The 17973-nt window shown below is 44.3% G+C and carries 18 protein-coding genes; all 18 read left to right on the top strand.

What is annotated here, in order from left to right:
- Nucleotides 1-63 precede the first annotated feature (63 nt).
- The 18 genes from tilS (at nucleotide 64) to lysS (ending at nucleotide 17598) form a co-directional block, all read left to right on the top strand.
- Nucleotides 64-1473: a tRNA lysidine(34) synthetase TilS gene (gene tilS / locus C1I38_RS00090; RefSeq protein ID WP_119775195.1), complete on the top strand. Its 1410-nt coding sequence runs from the start codon at nucleotides 64-66 to the stop codon at nucleotides 1471-1473.
- A 135-nt stretch (nucleotides 1474-1608) separates the two neighbouring features.
- Nucleotides 1609-3501, top strand: a complete 1893-nt coding sequence (gene ftsH / locus C1I38_RS00085; protein WP_119775193.1) for an ATP-dependent zinc metalloprotease FtsH — start codon at nucleotides 1609-1611, stop codon at nucleotides 3499-3501.
- A gap of 69 nt (nucleotides 3502-3570) precedes the next feature.
- The gene (gene ndk, locus C1I38_RS00080; protein WP_020492249.1) at nucleotides 3571-4020 is read left to right on the top strand and encodes a nucleoside-diphosphate kinase; all 450 of its coding nucleotides are present in this window, start codon (nucleotides 3571-3573) and stop codon (nucleotides 4018-4020) included.
- An 86-nt stretch (nucleotides 4021-4106) separates the two neighbouring features.
- Entirely contained in the window at nucleotides 4107-4820 is a 714-nt protein-coding gene (locus tag C1I38_RS00075; RefSeq protein ID WP_020492248.1) for a DUF881 domain-containing protein, read from the top strand.
- A 3-nt stretch (nucleotides 4821-4823) separates the two neighbouring features.
- Nucleotides 4824-5528 carry a DUF881 domain-containing protein gene (locus tag C1I38_RS00070; protein WP_119775191.1) on the top strand — a complete coding sequence of 235 codons (705 nt, stop codon included), beginning with the start codon at nucleotides 4824-4826 and terminating at the stop codon, nucleotides 5526-5528.
- Nucleotides 5529-5586: 58 nt separating this feature from the next.
- On the top strand, nucleotides 5587-6810 hold the full coding sequence (gene folP / locus C1I38_RS00065) for a dihydropteroate synthase (RefSeq protein ID WP_119775189.1): 1224 nt from the start codon (nucleotides 5587-5589) through the stop codon (nucleotides 6808-6810).
- Nucleotides 6797-7192 carry a dihydroneopterin aldolase gene (folB, locus tag C1I38_RS00060; RefSeq protein WP_020492245.1) on the top strand — a complete coding sequence of 132 codons (396 nt, stop codon included), beginning with the start codon at nucleotides 6797-6799 and terminating at the stop codon, nucleotides 7190-7192. The genes folP and folB overlap by 14 nt, the downstream gene beginning before the upstream one ends.
- Nucleotides 7161-7634: a 2-amino-4-hydroxy-6-hydroxymethyldihydropteridine diphosphokinase gene (folK, locus tag C1I38_RS00055; RefSeq protein ID WP_119775187.1), complete on the top strand. Its 474-nt coding sequence runs from the start codon at nucleotides 7161-7163 to the stop codon at nucleotides 7632-7634. Before folB ends, folK begins: the two co-directional genes overlap by 32 nt.
- A 218-nt stretch (nucleotides 7635-7852) precedes the next feature.
- Complete coding sequence (locus tag C1I38_RS00050) at nucleotides 7853-8758, top strand: DUF2520 domain-containing protein (RefSeq protein ID WP_119775185.1); 906 nt, start codon at nucleotides 7853-7855, stop codon at nucleotides 8756-8758.
- The gene (panC, locus tag C1I38_RS00045) at nucleotides 8755-9618 is read left to right on the top strand and encodes a pantoate--beta-alanine ligase (protein ID WP_119775183.1); all 864 of its coding nucleotides are present in this window, start codon (nucleotides 8755-8757) and stop codon (nucleotides 9616-9618) included. Before C1I38_RS00050 ends, panC begins: the two co-directional genes overlap by 4 nt.
- 5 nt (nucleotides 9619-9623) lie before the next feature.
- Nucleotides 9624-10007: an aspartate 1-decarboxylase gene (gene panD, locus C1I38_RS00040; RefSeq protein ID WP_026156448.1), complete on the top strand. Its 384-nt coding sequence runs from the start codon at nucleotides 9624-9626 to the stop codon at nucleotides 10005-10007.
- 62 nt (nucleotides 10008-10069) lie between these two features.
- Nucleotides 10070-10990 carry a quinolinate synthase NadA gene (gene nadA, locus C1I38_RS00035; RefSeq protein ID WP_119775181.1) on the top strand — a complete coding sequence of 307 codons (921 nt, stop codon included), beginning with the start codon at nucleotides 10070-10072 and terminating at the stop codon, nucleotides 10988-10990.
- A gap of 32 nt (nucleotides 10991-11022) precedes the next feature.
- Nucleotides 11023-12636 (top strand): L-aspartate oxidase, encoded by a 1614-nt coding sequence (nadB, locus tag C1I38_RS00030; RefSeq protein WP_119775179.1) that lies wholly within the window; start codon nucleotides 11023-11025, stop codon nucleotides 12634-12636.
- Nucleotides 12614-13492, top strand: coding sequence for a carboxylating nicotinate-nucleotide diphosphorylase (nadC, locus tag C1I38_RS00025; protein ID WP_119775178.1), 879 nt, complete (start codon nucleotides 12614-12616; stop codon nucleotides 13490-13492). Before nadB ends, nadC begins: the two co-directional genes overlap by 23 nt.
- A 35-nt stretch (nucleotides 13493-13527) precedes the next feature.
- Nucleotides 13528-14295: a type III pantothenate kinase gene (locus C1I38_RS00020; RefSeq protein WP_119775176.1), complete on the top strand. Its 768-nt coding sequence runs from the start codon at nucleotides 13528-13530 to the stop codon at nucleotides 14293-14295.
- 21 nt (nucleotides 14296-14316) lie between these two features.
- Nucleotides 14317-15294 carry a tRNA dihydrouridine synthase DusB gene (dusB, locus tag C1I38_RS00015; RefSeq protein ID WP_020492236.1) on the top strand — a complete coding sequence of 326 codons (978 nt, stop codon included), beginning with the start codon at nucleotides 14317-14319 and terminating at the stop codon, nucleotides 15292-15294.
- 186 nt (nucleotides 15295-15480) lie between these two features.
- Entirely contained in the window at nucleotides 15481-15951 is a 471-nt protein-coding gene (gene greA / locus C1I38_RS00010) for a transcription elongation factor GreA (RefSeq protein WP_020492235.1), read from the top strand.
- 177 nt (nucleotides 15952-16128) lie between these two features.
- On the top strand, nucleotides 16129-17598 hold the full coding sequence (gene lysS / locus C1I38_RS00005) for a lysine--tRNA ligase (protein WP_131930357.1): 1470 nt from the start codon (nucleotides 16129-16131) through the stop codon (nucleotides 17596-17598).
- The last annotated feature ends 375 nt before the right edge of the window (nucleotides 17599-17973 follow it).

Below are 17973 nucleotides of genomic sequence, written 5' to 3'. Positions count from 1 at the left end.
CAAATCGGCAAAATCTAGAGAGAATAGTATTAATACGATTTTAGGAAGGCTGCGGAGAAAATAATGTATGAAAGATTGAGCTCAGAGGTATTGCCGCAACAAATTCCGTCTCAGTCCAAAGTACTTGTAGCTGTTTCGGGAGGACCGGACTCGGTGGCTCTGGCTCATGTCATTTACCGCTATTCATGCGAAAATCAAGATAAAAATATTTCTTTTGTTATTACGCATGTCAATCATAAGGTCAGAAAAGAAGCCGACGAGGAAGCGGAGCTCGTTAAGAATCTTGCCGGGAAATGGAAAGCAGGATTTATTTTGCATGAATTTGATGCAAAACACAACGCTTTAGTTTGCCGCCAAAGTTTTCAGGAAGCATCAAGAGAATGGCGCTATGCCCGCTGGAAGGAAGACATGGAAGCGTGGGGCTGTGATTTACTGGCCACTGCCCATCATTTGGGAGATCAAGCGGAAACTGTTCTCTACCGTCTCTTAAGAGGAAGCGGAACAACAGGACTTGCAGGCATTTATCCTGTAAAAGACAAAATCATCCGTCCGCTTCTTTCGGTAACAAAACAAGAAATCCTAGAATACTGCAAAGTCCAAAATCTTCCCTATTCAATTGACAAGAGCAATCTGGAAACGGACTATTACAGGAATAAGATCAGACTCGAGCTAATCCCTGAACTGGAAAGCAAATATAATCAGAAGATTACGGATGCTTTGGGACGAACAGCGGAACTGCTGCGCTGGGACGAAGAATATATTTGCGTCCAGACGGAAGCTTTGTGGCTCAGGTACTGTCTCCAGGCAGATCATACCGGAGTCCTGCTTTCGCACGAAGCTTGGAAGGAACCGGAGGCAATCCTTTCCCGCCTGCTTCGGAGAGCGGCTTCGCAGGTATCGGGAGAAACAAGAGGGCCAGCGTTTAGATTTGTTAAACTTTGGATGCATAAAGGGAAACAGACCGGATGGCGCCAGGATCTTCCGGGTTTTAAGGTAGAAGTTGTCAAGCAAGGCCTTTTCTTTTTTAATGTAGATATAGAATCAAAAGAGCATATTTCCGGGAAAGATAGAATTGAAAAGACCCGCCTTTTTGTCAAGTTGCCGCTTGCTTTGAACATTTGGAATAAAATTACTGAATTAAAAGTACAGGTGGGGATTTTTAATTTTTACCCGGAAGGACAGCATGTTTTATGGAGTACGGAACTTGACCCGGACCAGATGTCTGTTCAGACTGAGCCTTTAGTATATAGAACGAGACAGGCCGGAGACCGTATTTATTTTAAGAATTTAGGGCATAAAGCAATTAAAAAGGTTTTTCAGGACAAACATATCCCTGCTGGGGAACGTGATAAGATTCCGTTTTTTGCTTTTGGCGATCTCGTCTTCTGGATCCCAGGCGTATGCAGGGGAGACAGCCTTTTGCCAGCTGGCCCGCAATCTTCCAGACTGTATTTGCTTGTGGCTGAAATATAAGCCTTTACTACTATTTTGGATTCATTGTAAAATAGGAAACCACATGATATAATATCTCATAGTTTTCAAACGTTTCGAATGCTGTACTTTAAGTATTAATAATATGTTTCTCATCAACGAGAGGAGGATCTCCGATTGAAAATACTAAAAAATGTCGCAATCTATTTGTTGATTATTCTTCTTGCGGTTTTGCTTATTAAATGGGCAAATCCTCCTGAAGAAAAGGATACCAGTCTAAAATATAATGCTTTTAAGCAGGCGATTGCTTCGGGCGGCGTCAGTGATGTTTCCGTTCAGGTCAATGATAAATATTACGTCTATACCGTTACCATGAAAGACAGCAAGGTCTACGAAGTCGCCGGTCCCTCGGGAGATCAAACACTTCTGGATCAGATGGAAAAACAAAATATCAACCTTACATTTGAGCCTCCGGCCACTGTGCCGTGGTGGGTTTCTGTCCTGCCGACGCTTCTGATGTTCTTGTTTATTTTTGGGCTGTTCTTCTATATGATGCAGCAAACCCAAGGCGGCGGAGGCAAAGTCATGCAATTTGGCAAAAGCAGGGCGCGGTTGGTAACGGATGAACACAAGTATACGTTTAAAGATGTTGCAGGCGCAGATGAAGTTAAGGAAGAATTGGAAGAAATTGTAGAGTTCCTGAAATCACCGAAAAAATTTAATGAGATTGGAGCCAAGATTCCGAAAGGCGTACTCCTTTTTGGCCCTCCCGGAACCGGAAAAACCTTGCTGGCGAAAGCCATTTCCGGAGAAGCCGGAGTTCCATTCTTCAGTATCAGCGGTTCCGATTTTGTGGAAATGTTTGTCGGTGTTGGAGCCTCAAGGGTGAGGGATCTTTTTGAACAGGCCAAAAAGAATTCCCCCTGTATTGTTTTTATCGATGAAATTGATGCTGTGGGACGTCAGCGCGGTGCCGGCTTAGGTGGTGGCCATGATGAGCGTGAGCAGACCCTAAATCAGCTTCTGGTCGAAATGGATGGATTTAACGGTAACGAAGGTGTTATCATCATTGCTGCGACCAACCGTTCGGATATCCTGGATCCCGCCCTTCTCCGTCCCGGACGTTTTGACAGACAGATTGTCGTTACTCTTCCGGATATCAAAGGAAGAGAGGAAATTTTGAAGGTACATGTCAACGGTAAACCGTTAGCTTCAGATGTTAACCTTGAAGTATTAGCACGCAGAACTCCCGGTTTTACAGGGGCCGATCTAGCCAATCTGGTCAATGAGGCTGCTTTGCTTTCAGCCCGGCGCAATGAGAAGAAAGTCAATATGAAGACGCTGGAAGATTCGATTGAAAGAGTTATTGCTGGTCCGGAAAAGAAAAGCCGGGTAATCAGTGATTTTGAAAAGAAACTGGTTTCTTACCATGAAGCCGGCCATGCGCTTCTGGGAGAATACCTTCCGCATACCGATCCTCTGCACAAGGTATCGATCATTCCAAGAGGCCGGGCAGGAGGCTATACCCTGTTGCTGCCGAAAGAGGACCGCAACTATATGACGAAGTCCCAGCTGCTTGACCAGGTCACCATGCTTTTGGGCGGCAGAGTAGCCGAAGCTCTGGTTTTGCATGAGATCAGTACTGGCGCCTCCAACGACCTGGAACGTGCGACTGGCATCGTAAGAAAAATGATTACCGAACTTGGGATGTCGGAAGAGCTCGGACCGGTAACGTTCGGTCACAAAGAAGAACAGGTCTTCCTGGGACGTGATATTGCGCGTGACCGTAATTACAGTGAATCTGTAGCCCAGGCGATTGATCATGAGGTGCGCCGTATCATTGATGAATCTTATCAGAAAGCGCAGGATATCATTTCAGAGAAAATTGAGACTCTGCATGCAATTGCCGAGGCTCTGATGGTGAATGAAACGCTGGAGGCAGACTCTTTCCAGGATATCATTGCCAAATATGACGAGTCACGCATAGGTGATTCTTATGACACACCTTTGTCCGCTGACAGTAGCAGTGCAGAAAATAATAAATCAAAAGAAGAAAATGAAAACGCCTAAGTATTTGTGCCATGGTCATCAGCTCATCTGAGCTTAAATAACAATCAAAGACGTTTAAGGAGGATTCCCGTGGAAAGAACTTTTCTTATGCTTAAGCCGGACGCCATTCAAAGAGGTCTGGTTGGTGAAGTGATTGGCAGATTTGAAAAAAAAGGTTTTAAGCTTATTGGCTTAAAATTGATCCAAGTAGACAGGGAGTTGGCGGAAGAACATTATAAAGAACATAAGGGCAAAGGTTTTTTTGAACCTACCGTTCAGTATATTATGTCTGCTCCAGTCGTGGCGATGGTTTGGGGAGGAAAGAATGTCGTTGCTATGGCTAGAGAAATGATGGGCGCGACCAATCCTGCAAATGCCAATCCTGGTTCCATCAGGGGTGCCTATGCAATGGACATCAGCAGAAACGTCATCCACGGCTCAGATTCTGTGGAAAGTGCCGAAAGGGAAATTTCCTTGTACTTCAAACCGGCAGAGATTCTTCATTATGCAAAAGCCGGTGAAGATTGGCTAAGTGAGTAAATACAAGGACACCCATTTGGGTGTCCTTTTTACAGTGTATAGAAAGTATAAGTATCAAATGTCGGAATAGGCCGGGGTGAATTCAGATGCAAGACAAAAAGTTAATGGCACGGTTGATGATCAGCGTTGGTATGCTGCTGATCGGTGTTTTTATCGTTATAGTCATTAAGTCCTATATGACGGGTCAGAATGCTTCCTCTCAGGAGGTCAATCTTCCGAGTCTTCTTCAGTTGGAAATGGAAAATGAACAACTGGCCGGTGAAAACGACAAGCTTTTGGCAGAGCTGACGAAATATCAAGCCGGAGCAAGTGCTGAGGCCCTGGCCTCTGAACAATTGGAGCAGGCCAAGATCAGTTCCGGGCTTGTGGCGCTAAGCGGTCCGGGCATCATTATTGTCCTGGACGATTCTGATCGAGACCGGAGTACCGGTAATGTGAACGATGGGAACTATTACATTCATGAGGAGTATTTGCGGGCAATCGTCAATGCGTTATGGAACGGCGGAGCAGAGGCCGTTGCGATTAATGATCAGCGGATTACGTCAAAAACGGAAATATTTTGCAGCGGTTCGTATATTCAAATCAACGGCACGAGACAGATGCCACCTTATAATATTGTTGCAATCGGCAGTCAGAGTGATCTCAAATCTGCCCTGCAGTTCTATATGTGGGATATTCTGGGTGATTATCAAAAACAATTTGGAATTACACGTGAACCAATCTATCCAAAAGAACCTGTTACCGTACCTGCGGCCAAACAGTATACTTATAAGTATGCACAGCCTGTCAAGGAGGGTTAAGCGTTGATAAACAAACATGTTATAACGGTTGCGACCATTGCCTCCGTAGCGATTGGCTTTTTAATTTCCCTTCAGTTTCAGGCGCAAAGGGAAATGGACAGTGCAAAAAAAATCCAGCAGCAGAGGGTCGAGCAAACCGATACGGTAATGAAAACCTTGCAGGATGAAAATGATTCCCTGCAGGAAGAGTACAATCGAATATCAGCAGAATTAGAAAAATATAAGAATAAAAAGAGTGAGAATCCCTATCTTACGGCAAGACTCGATCAGCTTAAAATTGCTGACGGGACCATCACAGTTTCCGGGCCGGGTGTCAAAATGATTGTCAAGGACAGCGGTTCGGATACGGATGCGGTGATCCCGCTGAGTACAGATGAACTGCGTGAGATTGTGAATGTCTTGCGGTTGGCAGGAGCAGAAGCAATCAGTATCAATAGTCAACGGATTGTCGCATCGACTTCGATTGTCCTCAGTGGAACAGCGACGATCCTGGTCAATTCTGTTCCGATTAGCAGGATTGGCGGAACTACGTATGAAATTCTGGCCATAGGAGATCAGGAGGTTCTTGTCGACTATTTAACGAATATGGTCGCGATCGACCTGAAACAATTTGGAAGAAAAGTTGATATAACCCGAGAAACAGTGACAGTTCCATCCTATAAAGGGAGTTATTCACTTAAATATGCTATTATGGCTGAAGCGGAATAACCTGATGACAGGTGAAGGTTCTGAATTGGAGATACAGAGTTAAATATGAAGACGAGGAATGATAAGTTTGAAGGCGTACAATATGCGATGGCTCAAAATAGATAGCCTATTGCAGGCTGAAAAAGCTCTCAGCCAGGTTGGCGTTGACCTTGGCGCCCTTCAACATATGAATGGCAAGGCTTTAACCAAACCGATCAAGCTGGAGAATGTACCAGCTCCGGTGGCATTGATTCTGAAACAGGAAATGCTCTCCTTCGGTGGGGATGCAGCTGTCCATAAAGATTTGCTCGACAGTGGAGCACCGGAAAGCGATGTATTTCTTCTTGGTAACTATAAGCAGTTAAACAGACTAGCGGATAAACTTAGCTCAATGTCCCCAGAGTGCCAGTATCTTGCCGAGTCCCTCCGTGAAATGTTGGTCTATTTAGATACACCTCCGGCCGGAGTGATCGATTGCAGGGGAAAAATTCTTGAGTGGGGAAGAAAGACCCTGATCATGGGAATCCTGAATGTTACACCGGATTCTTTTTCCGATGGCGGAAAATTTGATAACATCGAGAATGCTTTAAAACAGGCCGAAAAAATGGTTGCAGACGGTGCCGATATGCTTGATATCGGCGGCGAGTCCACTCGCCCTGGATATGGGGGCGTCAGCGCCGAAGAAGAGTGGTCCAGACTTGAACCGGTACTTAAAGCACTTATACCGATCTGTCCGGTTCCGATATCGATTGATACTCAAAAAGCAGCTGTTGCCGCTAAGGCCTTGCAGTTAGACGCCCATATCATTAATGATATCTGGGGCCTACAAAAAGACCCTGATATGGTGGGCGTTATCGCAGAATATAAAGCCCCGGTAGTGATTATGCATAACCAGGACCATACAGAATATAAGAATATGATGGGTGAAATACTGTCATTCCTGGAACGGAGCATTGAAATGGCACTTGGCTGCGGATTGACGCGGAATCAAATTATTGTCGATCCGGGGATTGGGTTTGGTAAAACCCCGAAACAGAATATGGAAGTCTTAAGCCGGTTGGATGAACTTAAATCGTTAGGGTGTCCTCTTCTTCTGGGTGTATCCCGCAAATCTGTGATTGGCAAGACTCTGAACCTTCCGGTGGACCAAAGACTGGAACCGACGATTGCCCTGGGGACACTTGGAATTGCTGCAGGCGCAGATATCCTGCGTGTGCATGACGTCCCCGAGAATAAAAAAGCTGCGCTGATGGCTGACTTGATTATACGCCGGCAAAGAGGAGAAGATTATGAAGGAAAATGATGTCATCCGCCTGCGAGGGATAGAGCTTTATGCTTACCATGGTGTGATGGAGGAGGAACGGATTCTCGGCCAAAGATTTGTTATTGACGTGGACATCTTCTTGAAGAAGCCGGTTAACATGCAGGACAGTTTAGCTGAGACGGTGAATTATGCCGAAGTCTATCAAGTGGTCAGGCATTGTGTCGTTGATCAGCGTTATCAGCTGATTGAAACACTTGCCGAAAAAATAGCCTTGGAAATTACAAATGGATTTTCCTGTTCAGGTGTCCGGGTAGAGGTACATAAGCCAAATGCCCCGGTTCCCGGAATTCTTAAGGATATATCGGTAGAGATCATACGGGAGAAAAAAGATGAGAGCATTCTTAAGTTTGGGGAGCAATGAAGGAGACCGCAAGGAATATTTGGATCGGGCACTCGATATGTTGATGAACACTCCAGGAATCATGGTTAAGCGTATTTCCAGCCTCTATGATACTGAACCCTGGGGCAATGTCGACCAGTCACCTTTCCTGAATATGGTCATTGGCATTGAAACGGAGCTGGATCCTTATGAACTGCTTGAAGTCTGCCAGCAAATTGAAACATCACTAGGAAGAAAACGACTGATTCATTGGGGGTCCCGCACGATTGATATCGATATTCTTTCCTACCAGGATTATGTGATCCAGACTGAAAAACTGACAATTCCGCATCCCTTCATGGAACAAAGAGAGTTTGTACTGGCTCCGCTAAGAGAAATAGCACCGGACTATATTCTGCAGTCAGGAAGAGTAATCGGAACGGTTCAAGGCGAAGGACTTGTTAAAAAATGTACGAAACTATAGATATTTTTCTTTATCATTTTTCTAATTTATCATATACTGAAGTATAAGCTGCAGATGATATCCACAATTGGAATTGTACCACGGCAGCTCTGCTGTTTTTTAAGACAGATTGGATCGTGCATCAACCGCTTGGATTATTACTACTGGGACGGTGAAGGCAGGGTAATTGTTGAATTCGTTTATAACAATACACCTTCACCATGTGAGGTGTATTTTTGTTGTCAGCAAATACGATAAAATTTGGAATCATCGGAACTGGCGTGGTCGGGACATCTCTGGCGATTCTGTTAGAAAAGGCAGGGCTGCGGTGTGTCGGAGTCCATACCCGGAGCAAAAAGTCATATGAGTATTTTTGTAGATACTTGCCAAAAGAGCAACTCGGATTGAAACAGCTTGTGATGGAGTCGGATCTGGTTTTTATTACGACTCAGGATTGCTACATTGAAGAAACGGCAGCCAGACTTTCTCAGGAAAGGGACATTAAACCAGGTCAAATCTGGATTCACTGCTCAGGGTCTTTGCCTTCGGGGGTCATGTGTCAGAATCCTATGCTGCCTGTCGCCTACCTGTCTCTGCATCCGCTGCAGGCCTTTGCAAATATTGATACCGCGGTTTCTGTCATGAAGGGAACCTATTTTAGCATCGAGGGCAGCAGCCCGGAGGCTGAGAATCAGGGAGAAAACCTGGTTGCTTTATTAGCTGGAATCCCGCTTAAAATTAATCCCTCGAAAAAAAGTCTCTATCATGCCGGAGCGGTTGTCGTCTCAAACTATCTTGTTTCGCTGGTCCTGTTGGCAGTCAAACTATTTGAGCAGGCCGGAATAGAGCGTAAAGAGGCCCTGGCTGCCTTACTTCCACTGTTAGCCGGATCCTGTCGGAATATCGGCAAACTGGGACTTCCTGGGGCGCTTACGGGGCCAATCGCTAGGGGAGATGCCCAAGTTGTCGCAAGACATCTTCAAAGCATGCCTGAAGAAATTAGGACAGTCTATAGAGAGCTTGGAAAGCTGGCTTTGGAATTGGGATTAGAAAAAAAACTGTTGGATAGGGCATCCTATCGCCCGGAAGATTTAAACGCCCTGGAAGAACTTTTGAAAGACTTAGGAGAGGAAACAAAGCAATGATTATAGCCGGAAAAATAGCTGAAACAAGAGAAAAAATAGCATCAGCCAAACAGCAGGGAAAAACTGTTGTTCTTGTACCTACGATGGGCTTCTTGCATGAGGGCCATCTGTCCATGGTCAAGATAGCCAGAAATCAGGATCCAAATCACAAAAGAACCTATATTGTGATGAGTATATTTGTTAATCCGTTACAGTTTGGCCCGAATGAGGATTACGAGAAATATCCGCGTGATCTTGCCAGGGATTCAGGACTCGCCGAACAGGCAGGCGTGGACCTGTTGTTTGCTCCTTCGGTCACGGAAATGTATCCGGACGGAAAAAGCCTTACGGCAGTTCAGGTATCCCAGATCACTGAGGTTCTCTGCGGAGCCAGCCGTCCCGGGCACTTTGAGGGAGTAGCAACTGTCGTGACAAAACTTTTTAATATTATTCAGCCTGATGAAGCCTATTTTGGCTTAAAAGATTACCAGCAGGTTGCTGCCATCAAACAAATGACAAAAGATTTAAATAGCCCTGTCAAAATTGTGGCCTTCCCGACAGTTCGAGAAAGCGATGGACTTGCCAAGAGCTCCAGAAATGCTTATTTGAGCAGCGAAGACCGGCAGCAAGCCTCAGTGCTGTTTCGTTCATTGCAGGAAGCTGCGGCATTAATCTCTGAGGGTGAGACCTGCGCTGAAGTCGTCAGAGAAAAGATCAGACAGAGAATAAGCAGTGAATCAAACGGGAAAATTGATTATGTAGAAATCAGGGAAGCGGACGATCTTGCAGATGTCGATAGTATTGACAGTTCTGTTGTGATTGCTCTTGCCGTTCGTTTTGGGACAACGCGCTTGATTGATAATATTGTCGTGGAGGTGTGAGAAAAATGTTCAGAAATATGATGAAATCAAAGATTCATAAAGCCAGAGTTACTGAGGCCAACCTGAATTATGTGGGAAGCATAACGATAGACCGCAGTCTGATGGAACAGGCTGATATTTTGGAAAACGAGAAAGTTCAGGTTGTTAATCTAAATAATGGAGCCAGGCTGGAGACGTATGTGATCCCAGGAGAAGCGAATTCCGGAATGATCTGTCTAAACGGAGCAGCAGCCAGGCTGGTTCAGGTCGGGGATCAGGTAATTATTATTTCCTATGGGCTGTTTTCCGATGAGGAAAGCAAAGGATATACTCCAAAAGTTGTTTTTGTCGATGAAAAAAACCAGTCGGTTAGGATTGACGGGGTTGAAGTGCACGGCGTACAGGCTTGACACATGATATGTCGAAGAATAGAATTAGAAAAAGGTCTATGAGCGAAAGGAGAGGCTGATAAATGGATAATGGTGAAGGCAAAGATCAGCTGATCAATGACATAAATGCTCTGCGCAAGCAAAGAAAAGCAGTAATTCTTGCCCATTATTACCAGCCAGGGGACATTCAGGATATTGCGGATTTTGTCGGAGATTCACTTCAGCTTGCTCAGCAGGCTGCCTGGACAGATGCCGCTGTCATTGTATTTTGCGGAGTTCATTTTATGGCCGAAAGTGCGGCAATCCTATCCCCGGAGAAAATTGTCCTGCTACCGGACACTTCAGCAGGCTGTCCGATGGCAGATATGGTCGAAGCAGACCGGCTTAGAGAGGCAAAGACCAAACTGCCTGGCGTTAAAGTGGTCTGTTATGTTAACTCATCCGCAGAGGTGAAAGCCGAAAGCGATATTTGCTGCACATCATCCAATGCTGAGAAAATTATTCAATCTCTTGAAAACGAGGAGATCCTTTTCGTGCCTGACGGCAACCTCGGCGGATATGTTGCAGCCAAAGCGAATAGAAAGATTAACTTGTGGCCTGGTTTTTGTCCGACGCATCACAGGCTCGCCAGGGAAGATATCTTAAAGGCGAGGGAGGAACATCAAGGAGCAAAAGTTCTGGTTCATCCTGAATGCCGCGAGGAAGTCTGGCGGGAAGCCGATTATGTTGGCTCTACTGCCGGGATTATTAAGTATGCAGAGAATTCGACGGATACCGAATTTATTATTGGAACGGAATGTGGCATTTTGCATGAACTTGCTAAACGCTGTCCCGGGAAACAATTTTATATGGCTTCAGCACATATGATCTGCCCGAATATGAAAAAGATCAGCTTGCAAAAGGTCAAGGATGCACTTTCAAACATGGTGCCGGTCGTTACTGTGTCAAAAGAAATCAGAGAGAAGGCGGTCTGCGCGCTGGAAAGAATGCTGGCCGTCCAATAATGAACATATAACATTGAGGATGAGTAAGAGATATGAATGAGAATGACTATCTGATTCCCTGGGACAAGGATAAGCTTGAGATCTTTCAGACCGAAGTGCTTATTCTCGGAAGCGGAATTGCGGGATTGTTTGCAGCAATCAAACTTTGTCCCAAATATGAAGTAACCGTTCTGACCAAGAAAGATGTGATGGCAAGCAACACTGAGCATGCTCAGGGAGGTATTGCCGTTGCTCTTAATGAGGATGACTCTCCTGAATTTCACTATGGCGATACCATTAAAGCCGGAGCAGGGTTATGTAACCTGAAAGCAGTCAAGATCCTGGCTGAGAAAGGGCCGGAGTGTGTCGGTAAGCTGATTGATTTTGGCACCAAATTTGATGAAAGTAATAATAAACTGGATTTTACGCGGGAAGCTGCTCACAGCAAAAGCAGGGTGCTGCATGCTCACGGTGATGCTACCGGCGGAGAAATAGAACGTGCCCTGGTAGAAGTTGTGCATTCCAGCCCAATTACCGTTAAAGAAAACTATTATTTAATCGATTTTGTAAAAAATAGTAAAGCAGAGGTCTGTGGAGCTCTGGTGCTTAACAATATGACCTTGGCAATGGAAGTATGGCTGGCTAAAGCCGTTATCCTGGCTACAGGCGGTGCAGGTCAGATGTATAAGCATACGACCAATCCTGCGGTTGCGACAGGAGACGGGATAGCTGCTGCTTATCGGGCAGGAGCCGAACTTATGGATATGGAATTTATTCAATTCCATCCTACAGCCCTGCTGCTGCCGGGAGCACCCAATTTTTTAATTTCGGAGGCAGCCAGAGGAGAGGGAGCTGTACTGGTAAACTCACGCGGAGAACGTTTTATGGAGGGTGTCCCCGGTAAAGAGCTTGCTCCGAGGGATGTTGTGTCAAGGGAGATCTGGAAGCAGATGCAGACAGGACAGGTCTATCTTGATTTCAGCCCGATGGGACACTCAAAAGTCGAACAAAGGTTTCCGGGAATTTATAAAACTTGTCTGAATTATGGCGTTGATATTTCTACAGATCCTGTACCGGTCGGCCCTGCTGCGCATTACTTAATGGGCGGAGTCCGTATCAATGAATTTGGTGAAACGAATTTGCCAAATCTTTTTGCTTGCGGTGAATGTGCCTGTAATGGCGTTCATGGTGCCAACAGGCTTGCCAGCAACTCCTTGTTGGATGGATTAGTATTTGCTTCAACCATTTCTGATACAATCAATCAGAAAATTAGTGAAATGCCCAAACCGGAAGATGTTTTGCCGTATGAAGGCTGCCCCGGTGAATGTGATGTTCGGGATTCCGCTGCAGACCCGGCTGCTCTGAAAGAAGAACTGCAGAATATTTTATGGGATAAAGTCGGAATCATTCGGGATGAAGAACATTTACGGCAGGCCCAGGCGGAATTAAATCAATTGATGGAACGGTTTAACCCCCATTCTGACGTGCCGGAACTTGAGCTTGGCAATATGCTTGCGATTGGAATGGTGATTATCAAGGCTGCTTTGGCACGTGAAGAAAGCAGAGGGGGCCATTTCCGACGGGATTTTCCGACTACAGAGGAACCCTGGCAAAAGCATTCTGTCTATATGAAGGGGGATCATCATGTTCGCTACGTTTCAATATGAAGAATTGATTGAACAAGCATTAAAAGAAGATATCGGTACCGGAGATCTCAGTACGCTGATCTTTCCTGAAGGTTACCAGAGTGAAGCCAGAATCTATGCCAAAGCGCATGGCATTGTCTGCGGCCTTTTTATTGCTGAGATGACCTTTAAGAAGATAGATCCGTGCCTAGATGTTCAGATGCAGGTTAAAGATGGAGACTGTATTAGGCCGGGGACTCTGGTCATGAAAATCAATGGTTCACTGGCAGGAATTCTTCAAGCTGAAAGAACCGTACTTAATTTCATTCAGCATCTTTCAGGGATATCCAGTATTACAAGAAGATTTGTTGAACTTGTATCTGATTTAGGCGTTAAGGTCACAGATACGCGCAAAACGATGCCGGGTATGAGAAACCTGCAGAAATACGCTGTCAGGGTCGGCGGAGGAACGAACCACCGTTTTGGTTTGTATGATGCCGTTATGCTTAAGGATAATCATCTGGACGCAATCGGAAATCTGGCTGAGGCTGTTCAAAAAATCAAAACAAAAGTTGGCCATATGGTTAAAATAGAGGTTGAATGTGAAACACTGGAACAGGTACGGGAGGCCGTTCTGAGCGGTGTTGACGTGATTATGCTCGATAATATGTCCCTGCAGGATATGAAAACAGCGGTTCAGTATATTAACCACCGGGTTGTCGTAGAGGCGTCCGGAGGAGTTAGGGAAGACACAGTGCGTCAAATTGCCGAGACAGGCGTTGACATTATTTCGGTAGGCAGGCTTACGCATTCGGTCGAAGCGATTGATTTTTCGATGGTTGTTGATGATTTCAAGCCATCTATTCAGAAGCACCTTCATTCTGCTGAAAAAATATAAGCGAGTACTTATCCGGTTCTAAAGGAGACGGTACAATGATTTTGGTCATCGATATTGGGAATACGAATATTGTACTTGGTGTTTACCAAGACAGTGAGCTTATTTATTACTGGAGAATTTCCACGGATAAAAACAATACATCGGACGAATATGCATCGACAATTAAAAATTTATTTAGTTTTCACGATTTGTCTTTCAGCAATATATCCGGAGCTATTATTTCTTCGGTTGTACCGCCTGTGACGCCTGCACTGGAACAGATGATCAAAAAGTATTTCAGCGTAATCCCGATTATTGTTGGCCCGGGCGTGAAGACGGGCATTTCCATTAATATTGATAATCCCAGGGAGCTCGGTGCAGACAGGATTGTCAACGCTGTTGCTGCCTATACCAAGTATGGCGGGCCATTAGTTATTGTCGATTTTGGTACGGCAACAACTTTTTGCGCCGTCAGTGAAAAGGGAGAGTACTTAGGGGGGGCGATTGCACCTGGAATCGGGATTTCCACTGAGGCACTCTACCAAAAAGCTTCAAAATTGCCTAGAGTAGAGATTATTAAGACCAAAAACGTCATCGGCAAAAATACAGTCAACGGTATGCAAGCGGGAATATATCATGGATTTTGCGGACAGATTGACCGTATTGTCGAACTGATGAAAAAAGAACTTGGCGGAAAAATTAAAGTCATTGCAACCGGTGGTCTGGCTGAACTGATTTTCGGGGATTCCAAAATGATTGATCTTATTGATCCTTTTTTGACGTTGGAAGGGCTTTTGTATATTTATGAAAGAAATTTGCGGTAAGTTGTATACATTGAGGTAAAAATGAAATTAGGGAAGTATCATTTGTCAGATAAGCCTGTTTTTATGGCCCCGATGGCAGGGATAACGGATAAGGCCTTCCGGGAAATCATCCGGCTTACAGGAGGTAAATACGTCATAACGGAAATGATCAGCGATAAAGCACTGCTGCATCATAATGCCAAGACATTTAAAATGCTTGATCTTAAAGGAGAAGAAGGACCTCGAATTGTTCAGCTTTTTGGATCCGAGCCTGTCCCCATGGCCAGAGCAGCTGAGATAGCTGAAACATATGGAGCTGATGTTATAGACATTAATATGGGATGTCCGACACCAAAGATTGTGAAAAACGGTGAAGGGGCATCCCTTCTTCGAAACATTCCGTTAGCGATAGAAATTGTCTCCGAAGTTGTAAAGGCTGTGAAGGTTCCTGTTACCGTTAAAATCCGCTTGGGATGGGATCGTTCCAGTATTGTTGCGCTTGAACTGGCGCCAATGTTAGAGCAGGCAGGAGTAAGCATGCTCACAGTTCATGCCCGGACCAGAGAACAATATTATTCCGGCAAGGCTAACTGGGAGTGGATCCGTAAAATTAAAACAAGAATTGGCATACCTGTGATTGGGAATGGGGATATTCTGTCTCCGGAAGATGCGCTGAAAATGATCCAGCTTACCGGATGTGACGGAGTCATGATAGCGAGGGGAGCTTTAGGAAATCCGTGGCTAATTGGCAGATCCCAATATTATCTTGATACGGAAACACTTCCACAGGAACCAGGCAACAGAGAAAAACTTAGAATACTTATTCAGCATTTTGAAAAGATCATTGAATATAAAGGTGAAAGAATCGGCGTACAGGAGGTCCGCAAACACGCTTCCTGGTATATTAAGGGTATGAAGAAAGCAGCAGAGTACCGGAACCAGATCATGAAAATCAAAAGTTACCAGGAAATGAAGACACTATTTTTAGGCATTTATTCAATGGAATGCCCGGACCATTAATTGGGCTATCAAAATATTAAGTAAATTTGCTTGACAATAAAATGGAGGTTCCTTATAATTACGAGTATTAAAAAGCTAGGAAGAGATTTACAGTGTATATTTTATTTTACTTGTGTATATAATGTCTCACATAAAAGGATTCAAAGAAAAATTACCTCATGAGGAAAAGAGGGAGGGGTATTTTTTATGCCCGAAAAAGAAGTCATTTTAACACTTGATGGTCTGAAAAAACTGGAAGAAGAACTGGAAATTCTAAAGACGCAAAGAAGAAGAGAAGTTGCTGAAAGGATTAAACAAGCCATTGAGTTTGGAGATATATCCGAAAACTCAGAATATGAAGATGCAAAAAACGAACAGGCTTTTATCGAAGGCAGGATCATTACCCTCGAGAAAATGCTGAGAAATGCCAGAGTCATTGACGACAATGATGAAAAAGATCATGTTGCCGTAGGAAGTACAGTGCTGTTGAAAGATGTTGAATACGGGGACGAAGAGGAGTATACCATCGTCGGCTCGGCAGAGGCAGATCCGGCAGTCAATAAGATTTCCAACGAATCACCGGTTGGCAAAGCTGTTCTTGGACAAATCAAAGGCAGCGTTGTTGAGGTTAATGTTCCGGCAGGGATGCTTCGTTATGAAATTGTAGATATTCGCTAGTTTATTATCTGCTTTCTATCAGAATTTGTTTAATGGTTCATTTCAACAAAATGAAGCTGAATTTTAGCCCGTAATACTGCGTGATGGTGTTACGGGCTGGATAGCGTTTACAGGGTACTAGTTGGATAGCGTTATTTGGTATAATATCGTATTAAACAGATGTTGGGGGAAAAAACGATGGAAAATCTGGATATTAATGAACTAATGCGTATTCGTTTGGACAAGCTGGAGAATCTGAGGGCGAAAGGGATTGAACCCTATGCAGACCATTACGTGAGAACTCATTTATCACAGGACATTATCGAGAATTTTGATGAGCTGGAAGGGCAGGATGTCAGCGCAGCTGGAAGAATTATGTCCAAAAGAGATCAAGGGAAAGTTCTTTTCGTGCACATTCAAGACCTTCAGGGGAAAATCCAGATTTATATCCAGGTTGATGCGTTTGGCGAAGAAATGTTTGACACGATAAAGACGTTTGATATTGGTGATATTATCGGCGTCCGCGGCAGCGTTTTTCGTACCAAAAGAGGCGAGATTTCGATAAAGGCTAAGGATATTATATTGCTGTCAAAATCCCTGAGACCGCTGCCAGAAAAATTTCATGGGCTTACCAACGTTGATATTCGTTACCGTCAGCGTTATCTTGATTTGATCATGAATGGAGAAGTGAAGGAAACATTTATCACCAGAAATAAAATTATCAGAACAATGCGTGAGTATTTGGAAGAGAAAGGATTCCTGGAGGTTGAGACGCCTACGCTGCTTCCAATCGCAGGCGGTGCAACTGCAAAGCCTTTCATCACGCATCATAACGCGCTTGATATGCAGTTATACATGAGGATAGCTCTGGAACTTCCGCTTAAAAGGCTGATTGTGGGCGGTTTCGAAAAGGTATTTGAAATTGGCCGTAATTTTCGGAATGAAGGAATTTCGATTAAGCATAACCCTGAATTTACCATGATGGAACTATATCAGGCCTATGCAAATTATGAAGATATTATGAACCTTACAGAGGATATGATCGTTTATATTGTTGAGAAAGTTCTCCATACCCAGGAAATTACTTATCAGGGTGAGAAGATCAATTTTGCGAAGCCCTGGCGCCGCTTGCCAATGCTTGACGCAGTTAAAGAGTATGCCGGAATAGATTTTACCAAAATTGAAACCGATGAAGAAGCCAGAAAAGTTGCCATGGAGAAAGGGCTGCAAATTAATGCACTGGAAACCAAGGGCAAAATCATCAATGAGGTTTTTGAAGAATTTGTTGAACCAAAACTTATCCAACCAACTTTTATCATCGGTCATCCTGTAGAAATTTCTCCTCTCGCAAAAAGGAATGCAGTAAATCCTGAGTATACGGACAGGTTTGAGGTATTTATTTATGGTAGAGAGGCAGGAAATGCATTTTCGGAGTTAAATGATCCTATTGATCAGAGAGGAAGATTCGAAAAACAGGTTCTGGAAAGAGAAAAGGGCGATGATGAGGCGCACATGATGGATGAAGACTTTCTTCAAGCGCTTGAATATGGACTTCCGCCCACAGGCGGACTTGGTATTGGGATCGACAGGCTCGTAATGCTTCTGACAGACTCAGCCTCTATCAGGGACGTTATCTTATTCCCTACCATGAAATCCAGAGAAGATTAATAAAAAATGAATATTTAATTAAGAAAATGATTATCCTTTAGATATTCGTAGAATTTTGCAGAAAAAACGAAGCATTCTTGACCTAGTGATGTTTAAACTGGAATAAAGATGCTTGAAAGGTACTGACAACTTTGTTATTATAACTAAGCGCTCGGGACACAACGAGCCAAAAGAATCAAGGTCATTGGTCGCTCCCGGACATTCATGTCCTCCGCGACGAAGACATAGGAAGTTCAAATTCTGATGCCATCCATGGCGAATTTGAACTTAGGGGCATCCATGCTCCGCAAAGGTCATTGAAAACTGAACAACAAGAATGAAATAAAAAGCTAGACTCGTCAATGAAATTTGGTAAACAAACGAGCTTGAATCAAG

The organism is Dehalobacter sp. 12DCB1, from assembly GCF_004343605.1.
Taxonomy (GTDB): Bacteria; Bacillota; Desulfitobacteriia; order Desulfitobacteriales; family Syntrophobotulaceae; genus Dehalobacter.
This window is presented reverse-complemented; position numbering and strand designations above follow the sequence as displayed.